Below are 14,681 nucleotides of genomic sequence, written 5' to 3'. Positions count from 1 at the left end.
TCCAGAGGGGAATCTGCTTGAAATAGGAAGCACGAACGAGAAGTTAGGGGGCGCATGACGGAGCAGTTGCAGGCATGCTGACCTCAGCTATACAGAGGTGTCATATATGGCGATAGCCAAAACGTCTGCAGTCCCCAACGAGTTTAGTGTTGGTCCGGATAACCGTGTATCAACAGTCGGGTGTTATGCCTCAAGTAATGACACCCCTGTTAGCCTCCAAGCGGCGTAAATAACTCAATCAAGTTTTCCTCCGGATCGTACAGATGAACCACTCTCACACCCCATTCTGGCATATCTATTGGCTCGTTAATGAATTTAATCCCTTTTAACGAATAGGCCTCAAAGCTTTCATCTACATTATCAACCTCGAAACAAACCATTGATTTTTCGCGATATATTATCGATTTTTCTCTGTCAGCATTTCCAATAATTGGGGCCATCAGATCAGAAGTAAAGATAGCAAGACCTTCTATACCTTCGGCGACTTTGAAGCTGGCATAGCAATCTTCAATATCCCAGACAGCTTCCAAACCAAGCTTCTGGGTGTAGAAATTGAAACATTTGCGGTAATCTTTGACTAACAGTCTTACATTGTTGAATTTCATATATTTTCCCTTATATATTACATAAACCACAAAACGCAAGTTTGAACATCTGAGCGTGACTATTAATTTGGCTTATCAGAGATAAGCTCTGTCAAAATTCAGATATATCATCCTGGTGCTCCTTTGTATTCCTGAAAGTGCGATTATTCCAGTTCTGTTCCTGTATATTCTCTCATTGAGCTTATTGTTTGCGTTGACGACATCAGATTATAGCTTTTCTTAGCAAGTTAAAAGGTGTGTATCTGACTAATAGCACAACCGTGTTTGCATTTTCCCGCTGTGACCGTCCTGCAAGTAACCTGAAAGGCGTCGGGTATTAGCACTTAACGCCTTAAGTATTATTTTAAAGTTTTTTCCGACGAACAAGTCGCTTGAAGAGGAGAACGCCCGCCTCAAGAAGCTGCATGCCGAAGCCATGCTGGATAAGGAGGCACTCAATGCCGTAATGCTAAACCTAAAGTTGGCCTGGACCACGAAGTAAGACCTTACAGGCAAAAAATAATCCTCAGATGTCCCTGCCGTTTTATGAATTTCATTCATAGCGGCTATTTAATGTGCGTAATTATCTTTCCTCCCGACTTCGTTAGTCTTGGTCACATGCGGACACACTCTTTATGTCCTGATATGACCAGCCTGAGTGGCTGGCCAAAGGTATCGTCTGATAGGGGTTAAATACTCTTATCGAAGAAGACGTCCAGCTTTTGCAAAGCCTTGTCGACGTACTCAGGAACCCAATACGTCTCGATATGGGTAGCGCCATCGATCAGGAAGAGTTCTTTGTCTTTTGTACCGGTGGCTTTCGCAAACGCATCTTCCGTCATATAGAGCGTGTCGGCTTTTGTACCAGCAATCATCAGCAGCGGTTTATTGATGAGATTGATATGGTCCGTAACGTCAAAACTCATCAAATCTAACAGGCTACTTGTCGTGTATTTAAACGTAGAGTTCGGGTGCGCGTGAGTTTTCCAGTAGTACTCATAGCCCTGTCGATATAAGGCAAAAGGCAACTTAGCGATCTGTTCATCAGTCAGATTGGCATCACCGGAGTACAGGACTTCGCCTCCGGAAGCTTCCTGAGCACGTGCGTCAGAAGCCTGCTGAAGACGCTGCTGAATAGTATCCAGCTGTGAGTCCTGAAAACCGTTGCGGCGCACCAGGCCTGAATTAAACATGCTGATGGTTGCGATCGATTTAAACCGTTGATCCGTTTCGGCCGCAACAAGTGAATAACCGCCACCTCCGCAAATACCCAGCAGACCGAGGCGGGAAGTATCCACTCCCGGATACTGGCTGATGTAGTCAGCCATGCCGTGGATATCCTCGATGCGATTAGCGGGTTTATCCACGCTGCGAGGCATCCCACCGCTCGCGCCCTGATAAGCCGCGTCGGCAGTAATCGTGATGTAGCCCTGCTCGGCGAGACGCTGGGCATACAAACCTGCGACCTGCTCTTTTACGCCGCCATTCGGATGTGCAACCACCACGGCAGGGTATTTTTTGGCGGGATCGTAGTTAGCAGGGGTATAGACATTCGCAGCTATCTGTATGCCATGCAGATCGTACTTCACCGGATGAATGTTGACCTTGCCTTTGACGTTCTCAGTAATGGCGCCGTCATAGGCCAGGGTGAATGGATTTTTTTTGTAATCAGCCGCATTGACTGAGGTGGCCCCGGTTATTGCCGTGAGCAGTATTGCAGTTAACAGATTGAATTTCATGGTCTCTCCCGATGAGTTTCAGGCTTGCGGATTTAAATGTGCAGACTCAGGTTAGAGAGAGAGGCCTGTCAGCATCGTGACAGGAAAATAACATTTTTGTCAGCAAGCAGGCTGAGATGGCTTCATGTTTCTGACAATGCTGTCAGGTAAGCGTCAGCTTTATGTTGGCAATCAAGAGGCAGAATAAGCCCGATTGAACAGTTAAGAGGAAATCCCGTTATGCGCCTGTTGCTAGTCGAAGATGAAGAAAAAACGTCAACCTATCTCAACCGTGCGTTGAGTGAATCGGGATTTACGGTAGATGTCTCTGCAGATGGCGCTGAAGGTCTTCATTACGCGCTGGAGCTTGACTACGACGCGATAATCCTTGATGTGATGCTGCCGGGGATGGATGGCTACCGGGTACTTGAGGGGGTGCGAGCCGTCAAACAAACGCCGGTACTGATGCTCTCGGCACGAGGATCGGTCGACGAGCGCGTCAAAGGGCTTCGACTTGGCGCGGATGATTATCTCCCTAAGCCCTTTTCGCTGATTGAACTGGTGGCGCGCATTCAGGCACTGGTGCGTCGCCGCGCTACGGATGGCGCAGACATCACCCAGCTGCAAATTCACGATCTGCATCTCGACCTGCTGGCCCGCCGCGTATTTCGCGCCGGAACGCGACTGGAGTTGACCGCAAAAGAGTTTTCCCTGTTAAGTCTTCTGGCCCGGCATCAGGGGGAGATCCTGTCAAAAATGATGATTGCTGAGCAGATATGGGACATGAATTTTGACAGCGATGCCAATGTGGTTGAAGTCGCCATTAAACGTCTGCGAGCCAAAGTGGATGCCCCGTTCGACGTCAAACTGTTACATACCGTTCGTGGCATGGGGTATGTCCTCGAAGTCCGGTCGGAATAAATGAAGAGGCTCAGCATGCCTAAACGTTCCATCTCCGTTCACCTGGCGCTGATGTTTGCCTTATCCGCGCTGCTGATTGTGTCTATTATCGGTATCCTGCTCAGAAGCTCCTTACATGACTCTTTGCAAAAGCAGATGCACAACGAGCTGCTGTTCCGGGAATCATTAATGAGTCCGTGGATCGCCGCACGAACCTCGGCTGACGGCTGGTCGACGTTGGCTAATAAATTTACTCTGCTAACCAATTCTGAAGGTGAGCGCGTTCGTTACTGGATAGTGAGCGATAACCCGCGCTTTAGCATGGGGGGAATACCACCGGTGGGCGTTCAGTGGTCTTCTTTGCAGGAGGGATTTAATAAAGTGCCCGGCGCATCGGAAGGTGCATGCTCACTGTTCCTGTTAGTGAAAACCATCCCCGCCAACGGTGAAAGGCCTGAGCTGCGCTATGTGGTTGCCATCGACTCTACGCCGTATATGGGCACACTCGATGCGTTCACACGAACGCTGCTGATTATTGTCGCGCTGGGCGTATTGATTGTCGCCTTACTGGGATACGTTGTTTCACGGATTGGCCTGCGTCCGGTGGGCATGCTCAGTCAGCAGGCACAACACCTTGCACCAGGTGACCATGGCCAGCGCCTGAATACCTGCGCGTTGCCCGAAGAACTGCAGCAACTGGCATCATCATTTAACGGTGTGTTAGAGCGTCAGGAAATCGCCTGGCGACAGCTCGAGAGCTTTAATGCCGATGTTGCGCATGAACTTCGTACCCCGCTGACTAACCTGATCGGCCAGACGCAACTCGGGCTATCACGCCGACGTTCACATGATGAACTGGAAGAGTTATTGGGTTCAAACCTGGAGGAGCTTGAACGCATGACGTCGATAGTTAACGACATGCTGTTCCTGTCTCATGCGCACGCGGGTGAACATGCTTCCCAGCTTACGCAAGTCTCCCTGCGCGAAGAAACCCTGAAAACAGCGGAATATGTTGAACCCTCTTTTGCTGAAAAACAGCTTTCGCTGGAGGTTCAGGGCGACGTCACGGCGCATATCGACAGGCGGCTGTTTCACCGTTCACTGGCTAATTTGCTGGAAAATAGCGCCAGGCATTCCCCCTCCAATAGCACGGTTACGGTGCGCTTAAGCGAAAAAGGCAATCAAGCTTGTGTAGACGTTTCTAACCCTGGCGATCCGATAGCGCCAGAGCACTTACACCGGCTTTTCGAACGGTTCTATCGTGTTGACACCTCCCGAGCCAGGAGTGATACCCATCATGGGCTGGGCCTGTCGATTGTCCGTGCCGTCGCCATTATGCACCGGGGAGATGTCTTTGCCCGTAGCGAGAACGGTATCAATACCTTTGGCCTGACGTTTGCTAAACAGCCTGACGCTATCCGAACCGGGAGACTTATTTCAGAGACAAAATCGGGATCTCCGCGCGCAAAGCCTTCTGACAAAATTGTCAGAGAGTCGTCAGTCTGATGTCAGGCTATCTGCGCCAGAATCACTGCTGATACTCACCACGGCTGATTGAAGGAATGAAACAGTGAGAATGAAAAAGGTATTTAGCGGGTTTCTGGCGATGATGGTCATGGGGCTTCTGGGGCAGCCCGCGTTCGCATCAGAGGATTCATCCGCACACGCCCGCACGCTGATTATCTACTTTTCACAACCAGAGGAGATGAAAGCTGGTGCCGTGGATGGTTTTTCCGGGGCCAGCGTATTACAAAAAAATACGCCAGAGACCGGCAGCACGCAGTTTGTTGCGCAACTGATTCAGAAGCAGACTCACGGCGACCTGTTTCGCATTGAAACCGCCACTCCCTACCCTCGCCAGCATGATGCACTTTTGCGCGTTGCCGAAAAGGAACAGCAAACGAAAGCCAGACCCTCGCTAAAAACGCCGCTCCCTGACCTGAGCGATTACGACACCATTTACGTCGGCTACCCCATCTGGTGGTATACCATGCCAATGGTGATATACAGCCTCTTTGAGCAAAATGACTTTGCAGGCAAAACGGTCGTTCCCTTTACCACCCATGGTGGCAGCAGGTTAGCCGACTCCCTGCGAGAAATTGCTCGCATGCAGCCACAGGCCAAATTAGTCACTCGTGCGCTCGCGATCTCGCGCAACGATATTTCAGCTCCTGACGTACCCGCGCAGGTTGAGCAATGGGTAAAACAAGTCCAGCCACAGCGTTAATCCCTCGACATGAAGAAAATTTATATTTTCCAGGTCATGCAGGATGCGCTGATGACGTTACTTCTGTTGGTATTGATGGGATTTCACCTTCACGGTGAAATCGTGCATGAATGGGCGGGTATTATTTTTACGCTGCTCATCATGCTGCATTTATATCTTAACCGGCATCGCTTGTGGTCACTGTCGCCCAATATTCCGTTAACCATGCTGGTAGTTAACAGAATCATTAATGCAGTGACATTCGTTGTCATTCTGACCGCGATTGTATCGGGCATGATGCTGTCCCGACATATCCTTCTGGACCTGGCGTTCCACAACCCGGCGAGCTGGATCAGGAAAGTACACATGACGTCGGTCCACTGGGGAATGCTCATTCTGGCGCTGCATATCGGGTTGCACTGGAAAATGCTGGCGACTTTTTTCTGCCGGGTCCTGAACATCTCCAGCAATTCATTCTTTGCAAATGTCATGATGCCAGGAGTTTTTTCGCTAATCGCACTACTGGGATTGTACGAATTACTGAACCAGGACTATCTCGATTATTTGTTGATAAAGGTCGATTTCTCCTTTTTCGATTACGATGAATCTGCCCTACTTTTTTATCTACGCTACCTGGCCATCATTGTTTTATTTTCATTAATGACACGGTTTTCGCTTTGGTGCCTTATTTTTAGAAAAGACAAAGCAGCGTCACCATAATAAGGGTTAACTGACAGAATTGTCAGGCTGGCGTCAGTCTGACGACATCTCCCCCTGATTAGAATCATTGCAGACCCTCTCCATCATTGTAGATAAGGACGCTTTGCATGATCAGACATTTACGTTACCTCGGGCTGTTACTGCCCCTCTTTACGTTTTCATCCTGGGCGGCGGAGCAAAATCCCGCTGTCCATATCGCCACCGCCGGAAGCCAGAATGCGGTGTACGGGGCAGCAGAGAACTTTACCGGTCGCGTCCGGGTTGATCCTCTCTTCAAACCAGATAACGAAATTAGCGTTTCCGGGGCTTATGTCACCTTTGAGCCAGGTGCTCGTTCCGCCTGGCATACGCATCCGGCAGGCCAGCGGCTGATTGTGACCTCGGGAGTTGGGCTTACCCAACAAGAAGGCCAGCCGGTGCAGGTCATCCGCGCTGGCGACGTTGTCTCTTGCCCGGCGGGCGTCAAACACTGGCACGGGGCGGCACCCGGCAGCGCAATGACGCACCTGGCGATAACCGGGATTGTGGATGGCAAAAGCGTTAACTGGATGGAGAAAGTGACAGATGAACAATACCACGCCCATTAAGGCATTAACGGCAGCGGTACTGCTGACCTTTGGTTTGGGTCTCACGGCACATGCTGCGCCCGTCAATAAAGGAGCCTCAGAAATGAACCACGAACAAACGGTTTCAGATACGCTGTCAGCTCGCCAGCAAGCCATCCCGTTGATTGCGGCATCAATGGCCAGCAGTCAGATGGATAAGCTGAATGCGGCACTGAATCAGGGGCTTGATGCAGGACTCACGATAAACGAGACCAAAGAGATTCTCGTCCAGCTCTATGCCTATACGGGATTTCCCCGTAGCCTGAACGCGCTGAATGAACTGATGAAAGTCGTCGAAGCACGTAAACAACGTGGCGTTGAAGACGTTGAAGGTAAAGAGCCGGTCGCCGCCATCCCTGTCGGAGATGAGCTTCGCCGTGTCGGTACCGCAAACCAGACTAAAATCTCCGGCGCCCCCGTCCAGGGACCTCTGTTTGATTTTGCCCCGGTCATTAATCAATTCCTACAAACGCATCTGTTCGGCGACATTTTCGCCCGCGATAACCTCGACTGGCAAAGCCGCGAGCTGGCAACGGTTGGCGCATTAGCCGCCACGCCGGGCGTTGAAGCTCAGCTGTTATCGCATACGCGAGCCAGCATGCGAGTCGGCCTGACGGCAGCGCAACTGCGCCAACTGGCACAAGTTCTTCGTGAAAATGGCGAAGAAGATGCGGCTACGCGGGCGGAACAGGCGCTGCAACGGGCGTTAGCAAACAGTTAGGCGTTGGTTTGAGACGATACGGTGCTAATCCTCCGCATTCATGAGTCTGCCAAATAAGGGCAATCAAAGGTGCTAAATAATTCACGCTGACAACTCAGATATGATTGAACGGCAAACATAACAGAGGATGTAATCTTGAAAACTGTCTTAAAAACGCTGGCCATCTGCGCGATGGCGGGTGGCATGGTGGCTCAGTCGGTATACGCCGAGCCGCTGGTCATTCAGGAACAGGGAAGCTTTTCTGCTGGTGGCACTATCATCACCGCACCAGGGAAATTTGACGCGAAAACACCGCTGGACTCTGCGGGTCAAACCTGGCATGGCGATCATGCATCTGTGTTCTACCAAATTCCGGAAAATCCGCATAAATACCCTATCGTCATGCTGCACGGCGCAGGTCAGTTCTCCCGCACCTGGGAAACCACGCCGGATGGTCGCGAAGGGTTCCAGAACATATTCCTGCGTCGTGGATTCTCAACTTATCTGGTCGATCAGCCGCGTCGGGGCAGCGCCGGGCGCACGACGGTAGAAGGTACGGTTACGCCTAAACCGGATGAACAGATGTGGTTTAACCAGTTCCGCGTTGGCGTGTGGCCAGAGTATTTTCAGGGCGTTCAGTTTTCTCACGACAAAGAAGCCCTGAATCAGTATTTCCGTCAGATGACCCCGAATACCGGGCCGTTTGATATCAATGTTATCTCTGATGCGATGTCCGCCGTCGTGGATAAATCTGGCCCGGCTATCCTCTTCACCCACTCTCAGGGTGGCGGACCAGGCTGGTACACGGCGATGAAAAATGACAAGGTCAAAGCCATTGTCGCCTTCGAGCCTGGTAGCAGCTTTGTCTTCCCGGAGAAAGAGCTCCCTGCCCCAATGCCAAGCGCGTTCGACACGCTGAAGGGTGAACCGGTGCCGATGGAGCAGTTTATGGCACTGACTAAAATTCCGATTATGATTATTTACGGCGATAACATCCCGGATAAACCTGTCGCCATGCCCGCGCAGGACAGCTGGCGCGTACGTCTGGCAATGGCTCGCGAGTGGCGTGACGTGGTGAATAAGCATGGCGGGGATGTCACTGTGACACATCTGCCCGAGGAAGGAATCAAAGGCAATACCCACTTCCCGTTCTCGGATCTGAATAACGTGCAGATTGCTGATTTGGTGAGTCAATTCCTGAAGGAGAAAGATCTGCAATAGGAAGAGATAGTATTGAGCCTTCATTAATGAAGGCTCAATACAAGCATCAGTTTTATCAAAAAAATAAAATGGGGCGTGACGGTCTGTTTTGAGCGAGGAGCGGAAATTAATATATCTGTTAAAGTGAACAAATTTAGCTATCCGCAAGCGAGTAAACTCTCCACCAGAGGTGACTTATGACAAAACCTGTATAAACAACCAAAAGCCTCGCAAACAGCACACGCCTGAATTTCGCCGTGATGCTCTGAAGCTTGCCGAACGCATCGGTGTTGCTGCCGCAGCTCACGAACTCCGCCTGTATGTATCCTCTACGGGTATCGGAAAATCTGCTGAAACAGGATGTTTACTCCAGCGAACCGAATCAGAAATGGGCTGGTGATACCACATACTTATGTATCGATGGAGACTGGCTTTATCTGTCGGTGGTCATTGAGCTGTGAGCCCGCGCGGTTATCAGTTCCTCACTGTCATCACAAATGACGGATCAGCTTGCCTGCGATGCACTACAAATGGCGCAGTAGCGGTAAAAACGCTCGGAAAATTTCACTTTCCATATCAACAGGGGAGGTCAGTACTGTTCAACGGAATATCAGGCCCTGCTGAAGCGGCATATTCTGCGTGGCAGCATGAGTGTAAAGAAGGCTGCGACGACAATGCCTGCGGCAGCCTTAGCCCGGAACAAATTTGAAAACCAGAACCTCGTATAGTGCTGTGTTCACATTACTTGGATAGGATCAAAGTTCGATTAATTCTACAAAGCCCGCTCATGATAATTATTCTTATTCAATTAATCGTAAGTGTATCTCTAAAGACCAATCGAAGGGTCATCTTTAATCATAACACCATGAATAACATAAGTAATCCCCCATCTAAAAGCACTTGTATAGAGGATGTATACGAATGTTATTAAAAATAAAAAAGTTTTACTCAAATATTGCAGATCGCTCTCCATATGATTTAAATCAAATATCAAATGCAAATATCACGTCGATTAAATATATTCGTGATTTATTATATTCATGATAACAATTCTGTTGTCTTCTCACCTTTGGTAAGGATTAATGATGAAAGCATTGCCAAAAGTTGCAAAAGGTTCCGTAAACGAACTTTCGAATAAAAGTATTACGCCAATTGTGGCAGGGATAGTTGCCGGAGTGATTGCCGGAGTAAGTGCTCCTGCAATGGCATCCAACGGCAGCGAACCCCCTATTTCTACTATTCAGTCACAAGCAACCATTAATCACACCGTACAGCAAACCAATACGGCAATAATCCTGTCTAAACCGTCTTTAGATGGACAGGCATTCGCTGCGCATTACAGCCACTCCAGTCATGCCAGCCATTCCAGCCACTACTCATGCACACCAGGTTCAACGTGCTAATAAACAAGGCCAGCCTAAAAGCTGGCCCTTTCAGAAGGTGATGATGATGGATAATGTTGTGCAAGGAAGAAATGCGTTGGGTGAGTTCTTTATGCTATCGTTGAATAAAGATTTTTACTGCCCAGAAGCAATAATGAAGAGCTGCTATGCGCTAACAGATGATTACTTCATTCACGCAGTAAAATTAACAAATGATTCCACGGGAATCTATTTTTATAACAAAATTGAAAATACCTATGATATTGGCAATACTGTAAAACATTTTCTGCAATTACTTAATGATAATCAGATGCGCCAAATTGTTCTGCAGGAAACATCTTCCTTACATGAGGAAATCATTAAAAAAGCATTTTCTCCTGCTGCTTCACTCATCAATGTACAGAATAAGAGTGACGATTTAACTATTCTTGTATCAGCAGTGTAATCTTATGTTAATAAAACTAGATCCCGATTTTTACACTCCAGAATCTATCTGTAATATGGCCCGACAATTTTCGGACTATATGAGCGTAGAGTTTGATGCTAACGAGGAAATTTGCCTGAAAATGAGCGTAAAGGCAGAGCACCAGCCAGAAAGCGTGCTCATTATTAACACATTCCTCAATAATATCCTTGAGTTAAGCATACAGGACATGATGAGTAATGAGCGTTAAATTCCAAGCACCTTCAACATTTGTCCGCCAGGCATATCAACTTCTTCCGTTCCGATTTAGTTTGCTTGAAAGTGGAAACTATTTCCTTTCGACAGATTACGGGGAGTGGATTTGCCTCAACCCGCCACAACTTTCTACATTGATAAAAAAAGAAAAAATCGAAGATGCAATGCTTTGGTATGAACTGAAAGCCAAACATATAGTTTGTCAGAATATTGATAATAACCAAATAGCGCTACTCGCTTCGCGATATAGAACGAAAAAAGCGTTTCTCGAGAACTTCTCTCAATTGCATATCTTTGTCCTAACAGTAAGGTGCAATAATTCTTGTGTATATTGTCAGGCATCACGTAAAACCTGCCAGTCTGATCAATCTCGCTATGATATGAGTCCGGCCGTTCTCGAAAAGAGCATTGAATTATTTCTGTCTATGCCATCTGATAAGTTAACCCTGGAGTTTCAAGGGGGAGAGTCAACGTTAAATATGACGTTGATCCGGCAAGCAGTTTCACTGGTTAAGTCAAAGGGCACGAAAAAGGATATTCAGTTCGTAGTTTGTACCAATCTGTGCGAACTGAATGATGACGACCTGGAATTTCTGCTTGAACATCAGTTTTCAATTAGTACTTCACTGGATGGCCCACAGGAATTACATGATGCTAACCGCAGGTATGGCAACAATGGTGCCTGGAACGCATTAGTCGCGACTCTAGATAAAATCAAACGGAGGAAGGGGTTTGACAGGGTAAGCGCACTGATGACTACTACCAGGCAAAGTCTTGAAATGCCACATGAAATAATCGATGAATATGTTGCTCAGGGGTTTCGCAGTATCTTCATCCGCGAACTTAACCCCTATGGATTTGCCCAAAAATATTTTCATAAAGTCGGCTATAGCACTGCTCAGTTTCTGGCATTTTATGAGAAATGCCTCGATTACATTATTTGCCTAAACCGCAATGGTATTACGTTCCGTGAATCCTATGCCAGCCTGATCATGAAAAAGCTCATGACCCCGTGGGCTGCGGGATTTGTAGACCTTCAGTCTCCTTGTGGCTCAGGTTTTGGCGTAACACTCTACAACTATGATGGCAATATTTACCCGAGTGATGAAAGCCGTATGATGGCAGAAATGGGCGATCAGCATTTCAAAATGGGGAACATCTTTGAGAATAGTCCCGAAGAACTGTTCTTTGGTCCTGTTATGCAAGACCTGGCAGCTGCGGGAGTAAATGACTGCCTACCGGTATGTTCTGACTGCGCATTCGCGCCTTATTGCGGTGCAGATCCTATTCGCAGATATCAGGTGACAGGGTCAACTTTTGGGCAGCCAGGAAAAGATGAATTCTGTGTAAAAAACAGGGGCATTATTAACATGGTCATTAAAAGATTCACGGAGGGTGATAATGAAACTCGCCGCTTGTTGATGCAGTGGGGTATGAAGTGAATACACATTACGCAGAAGATACGCTTTTTCTTTCTACACAGGCAGATAGCACATTGCACTTGAATACGCCACTGTTTGGTAAAGTTGTCGCAGATTCGAATGAAAGTGTGGACGATGCCATTCTTTACTTGTCACCACACATGCAAGCCCCCTTACCACCTTTGCATAATGTCTACGCTATCATTTGTACCTTTGATGACCCGCGCCTGGAATTTATTAAATCGCAAAAAGAGATACCGATAATTATTGTCGATAAGGACAAAGTATTCAGTCATGGCGACGTCATTACTGTAAGTGAACGTGGGCGCATTCATCGTCTTTTCCGTGCCCGCTCGCAGAACAATGCATTCCTTGTAACTGAAGTCTGCAATAACCTTTGCATTATGTGCCCTCAGCCGCCAAAACCAGAATCAGAGGTCAACCATAGATCTATTGAGCACAGAATTCTGCAAACTCTGAGCCTGATTGATGATGAACTGTTCCCTGCATCACTGTGTATTACTGGCGGTGAACCCACGATGCTTAACGATGGATTACTGCGCATTATTGAAGGTATCTCAAGCAGAAACCAGCAGACGTTAATTCATTTGCTAACCAACGGTCGTTTTTTGAGTAATGAGCACTATACGGCTCGCCTGGCCTTGGTGGGTAATCATCAACTACTCGCTGGAGTTCCACTTTTTGGGCATGCCTCAGAGATACATGATTATGTGGTTCAATGTGAAGGTGCTTTTGAGCAAACGATGGCCGGCTTACTAAATTGCTACAGGCACGGCATCAGTATCGAATTGCGTGTCGTGTTGAATAAACTCACAGTGAAACATCTGACTGCGCTGGCTGAATTTATTTCCCGTAACCTGTTCTTCGTGAAACACGTCGCTCTGATGGGGATGGAGAACATGGGATATGCAAAACTTAATCGTGATACAGTGTTTATCGATCCATGGGAGTATAAAGATATTCTTTCTGAAACTATTGAAATATTTCAGCTTTATGGTATCGATGTTCGGGTTTTTAATCTACCTTTGTGTGTTGTGAATACTGATACTCATATTTATTGTAAACAAAGCATCAGTGACTTTAAAAATAGTTGGAACCCCGCCTGTGAGCACTGTTGTAAGCGCAACAACTGTTGCGGATTTTTTAACTCATCCACAGATAAATTTTGGCTATCCAGACATATTAAACCCTTTGTTAGTGACTGAACAGAATCGTGGAGCGTTGCGAGATACTTCTCAATACAGGTTTTATAACTGAGTTGCCGCAACCTTTCGTCATTATAAATACTAAGAATGCTGAACAGGATATATGATGTTTAAATTAAATATTAGTGTATTGGGCTTACTATTTCTGACGCTGATTAGCAGTGTTTATGCGGCAGATATTAATCAAGCAGACTGCAATTATGCTATAAAGCGTTTGGAAGATTTCAACTCTAATGGTCTCAAAAATCCAAATCAGCGCAAAACCTTTGAAGAAAAAGCAACTTATGCATATGCAGAAGCGTGTCAAAGCGCGGGACTGGTTACTATCTTTGGCTATTTGCAAGAAGCACCAGAAACTACACCAGAAATACAAAAATATTGTAGTGATAACGCACGTTCACGTGGCGAGTATGCGCGATGCGCCGTGACGGGAAAGTTAGATGATGTTTCTAATTAAAAGATACAGCGAAAAACAGAACTAGCGTCAAAAAGTGAATATTTTTCACTAGGATGCTTACAGTTCACTTTAGATATCTAAAATAAAACACCTGGATTTAATGAAGAGCCTCTCTGAGCGGGATCTCGTATCTTGATAGGACTGCTAAGAGTACTTCTCAAAGTTATCTGGGTGTTTTAGTGTCAGAGTATTCAGCGAAAGAGTTTTTGGCGATGCCGTTTTAACCACTCCTACATAAAACGTGCCAAATATATATTCAAACTATCATCCAGGGATGTCATATCCATCAGTTTATTTATATTTTACATGCTGAATTTAAAATAATACGCCTACCACTGAAACTTACTTTCTTTATAAATGGCATTCAAAATGTCAGGCATGTTATATTTCGGCCTGTTAGGCCTTTCTATTTTTTATCCTTAAATTCAAGGCCTAGGGAAAAATATTCGCGATCTCGTAGTAATTGTTTATCCAGGACAAGAGGCTCAATTGCTGAGCAAAATCAGGAACAACAAGACCATAACGGTTATATCTGCACTCATCAAACAAGCTCATGAATTACCTGTTGAGCCTTATAAAACATTAACATGGGGTCGTGGCGCTGAAATGACCAGCCACACCCGATTTACTGTAGCCACAGACATTCAGATTTATTTCTGTGATCCTCAATCTCCCTGGCAATGTGGCTCAAATGAAAATACGAATAGATTGCTCAGACAATATTTACCAAAAGGAACTGACTTATCGGTTCACAGCCAGTAAAGGCTTAACAGTGTTGCCAGACAGCTCAACGAAAGGTTGAGAAAAACACTAAACTATGAATCACCCGCAGAGAGGTTCAATAAGTGTGATGCGTCCATCGGTTGAACTCACAGAACTTAGC

General features: G+C 46.9%; 14 protein-coding genes and 2 pseudogenes. 14 read left to right on the top strand and 2 right to left on the bottom strand.

Annotation, left to right across the window (positions count from 1 at the left end):
* Window positions 1-209 precede the first annotated feature (209 nt).
* Window positions 210-605, bottom strand: coding sequence for a VOC family protein (locus HV350_RS11440; protein ID WP_016153321.1), 396 nt, complete (start codon window positions 603-605; stop codon window positions 210-212).
* Between the two features lie 668 nt (window positions 606-1,273).
* The gene (locus HV350_RS11435) at window positions 1,274-2,323 is read right to left on the bottom strand and encodes an alpha/beta hydrolase (RefSeq protein WP_016153322.1); all 1,050 of its coding nucleotides are present in this window, start codon (window positions 2,321-2,323) and stop codon (window positions 1,274-1,276) included.
* A gap of 219 nt (window positions 2,324-2,542) precedes the next feature.
* On the opposite strand from HV350_RS11435, the gene HV350_RS11430 reads away from it, so the two are divergent.
* The 14 genes and pseudogenes from HV350_RS11430 to HV350_RS11370 form a co-directional block, all read left to right on the top strand.
* Entirely contained in the window at window positions 2,543-3,223 is a 681-nt protein-coding gene (locus tag HV350_RS11430; RefSeq protein ID WP_049282242.1) for a heavy metal response regulator transcription factor, read from the top strand.
* Between the two features lie 15 nt (window positions 3,224-3,238).
* Window positions 3,239-4,708: a heavy metal sensor histidine kinase gene (locus tag HV350_RS11425; RefSeq protein WP_016153324.1), complete on the top strand. Its 1,470-nt coding sequence runs from the start codon at window positions 3,239-3,241 to the stop codon at window positions 4,706-4,708.
* A 100-nt stretch (window positions 4,709-4,808) separates the two neighbouring features.
* Window positions 4,809-5,429 (top strand): flavodoxin, encoded by a 621-nt coding sequence (locus HV350_RS11420; protein WP_225622928.1) that lies wholly within the window; start codon window positions 4,809-4,811, stop codon window positions 5,427-5,429.
* A 51-nt stretch (window positions 5,430-5,480) separates the two neighbouring features.
* Window positions 5,481-6,128, top strand: a complete 648-nt coding sequence (locus HV350_RS11415; RefSeq protein ID WP_016153326.1) for a DUF4405 domain-containing protein — start codon at window positions 5,481-5,483, stop codon at window positions 6,126-6,128.
* Between the two features lie 107 nt (window positions 6,129-6,235).
* Complete coding sequence (locus HV350_RS11410; protein WP_016153327.1) at window positions 6,236-6,715, top strand: cupin domain-containing protein; 480 nt, start codon at window positions 6,236-6,238, stop codon at window positions 6,713-6,715.
* Window positions 6,693-7,454, top strand: coding sequence for a carboxymuconolactone decarboxylase family protein (locus tag HV350_RS11405; RefSeq protein ID WP_047358267.1), 762 nt, complete (start codon window positions 6,693-6,695; stop codon window positions 7,452-7,454). Before HV350_RS11410 ends, HV350_RS11405 begins: the two co-directional genes overlap by 23 nt.
* Before the next feature lie 135 nt (window positions 7,455-7,589).
* Window positions 7,590-8,654, top strand: a complete 1,065-nt coding sequence (locus HV350_RS11400) for an alpha/beta fold hydrolase (protein ID WP_016153329.1) — start codon at window positions 7,590-7,592, stop codon at window positions 8,652-8,654.
* A 302-nt stretch (window positions 8,655-8,956) separates the two neighbouring features.
* Window positions 8,957-9,315, top strand: a pseudogene (locus tag HV350_RS26645) (DDE-type integrase/transposase/recombinase); the annotation flags it as partial.
* Between the two features lie 400 nt (window positions 9,316-9,715).
* Window positions 9,716-10,036, top strand: coding sequence for a hypothetical protein (locus HV350_RS11395; protein WP_131346154.1), 321 nt, complete (start codon window positions 9,716-9,718; stop codon window positions 10,034-10,036).
* A complete protein-coding gene (hxsD, locus tag HV350_RS11390; RefSeq protein ID WP_032947106.1) occupies window positions 9,987-10,460 on the top strand; it encodes a His-Xaa-Ser system protein HxsD in 474 nt (157 codons plus the stop codon). Before HV350_RS11395 ends, hxsD begins: the two co-directional genes overlap by 50 nt.
* 218 nt (window positions 10,461-10,678) lie before the next feature.
* Window positions 10,679-12,136 carry a His-Xaa-Ser system radical SAM maturase HxsB gene (gene hxsB, locus HV350_RS11385; protein ID WP_016153333.1) on the top strand — a complete coding sequence of 486 codons (1,458 nt, stop codon included), beginning with the start codon at window positions 10,679-10,681 and terminating at the stop codon, window positions 12,134-12,136.
* Window positions 12,133-13,341: a His-Xaa-Ser system radical SAM maturase HxsC gene (gene hxsC / locus HV350_RS11380; RefSeq protein WP_181630505.1), complete on the top strand. Its 1,209-nt coding sequence runs from the start codon at window positions 12,133-12,135 to the stop codon at window positions 13,339-13,341. Before hxsB ends, hxsC begins: the two co-directional genes overlap by 4 nt.
* A 103-nt stretch (window positions 13,342-13,444) precedes the next feature.
* Window positions 13,445-13,798, top strand: a complete 354-nt coding sequence (locus HV350_RS11375) for a hypothetical protein (protein WP_131346163.1) — start codon at window positions 13,445-13,447, stop codon at window positions 13,796-13,798.
* Between the two features lie 516 nt (window positions 13,799-14,314).
* A pseudogene (locus tag HV350_RS11370) lies at window positions 14,315-14,665 on the top strand (IS30 family transposase); the annotation flags it as partial.
* Between the last annotated feature and the right edge of the window lie 16 nt (window positions 14,666-14,681).

This window comes from Citrobacter sp. RHBSTW-01013, from assembly GCF_013781985.1.
Classification (GTDB): Bacteria; Pseudomonadota; Gammaproteobacteria; order Enterobacterales; family Enterobacteriaceae; genus Citrobacter; species Citrobacter braakii.
The sequence above is the reverse complement of the archived record's forward strand: the minus strand, read 5'-3'. Positions and strand labels throughout refer to the sequence as shown.

What these genes read in the sequence shown, in the direction of transcription:
- HV350_RS11425 (WP_016153324.1), top strand. Translation starts at nt 3,239, where the DNA reads ATGCCTAAACGTTCCATCTCCGTTCACCTGGCGCTGATGTTTGCCTTA.
- HV350_RS11430 (WP_049282242.1), top strand. Translation starts at nt 2,543, where the DNA reads ATGCGCCTGTTGCTAGTCGAAGATGAAGAAAAAACGTCAACCTATCTC.
- HV350_RS11405 (WP_047358267.1), top strand. Translation starts at nt 6,693, where the DNA reads ATGAACAATACCACGCCCATTAAGGCATTAACGGCAGCGGTACTGCTG.
- hxsD (WP_032947106.1), top strand. Translation starts at nt 9,987, where the DNA reads ATGCCAGCCATTCCAGCCACTACTCATGCACACCAGGTTCAACGTGCT.
- hxsB (WP_016153333.1), top strand. Translation starts at nt 10,679, where the DNA reads ATGAGCGTTAAATTCCAAGCACCTTCAACATTTGTCCGCCAGGCATAT.
- HV350_RS11375 (WP_131346163.1), top strand. Translation starts at nt 13,445, where the DNA reads ATGATGTTTAAATTAAATATTAGTGTATTGGGCTTACTATTTCTGACG.
- HV350_RS11395 (WP_131346154.1), top strand. Translation starts at nt 9,716, where the DNA reads ATGATGAAAGCATTGCCAAAAGTTGCAAAAGGTTCCGTAAACGAACTT.
- HV350_RS11435 (WP_016153322.1), bottom strand. Translation starts at nt 2,323, where the DNA reads ATGAAATTCAATCTGTTAACTGCAATACTGCTCACGGCAATAACCGGG.
- HV350_RS11440 (WP_016153321.1), bottom strand. Translation starts at nt 605, where the DNA reads ATGAAATTCAACAATGTAAGACTGTTAGTCAAAGATTACCGCAAATGT.
- HV350_RS11420 (WP_225622928.1), top strand. Translation starts at nt 4,809, where the DNA reads ATGATGGTCATGGGGCTTCTGGGGCAGCCCGCGTTCGCATCAGAGGAT.
- HV350_RS11410 (WP_016153327.1), top strand. Translation starts at nt 6,236, where the DNA reads ATGATCAGACATTTACGTTACCTCGGGCTGTTACTGCCCCTCTTTACG.
- HV350_RS11415 (WP_016153326.1), top strand. Translation starts at nt 5,481, where the DNA reads ATGACGTTACTTCTGTTGGTATTGATGGGATTTCACCTTCACGGTGAA.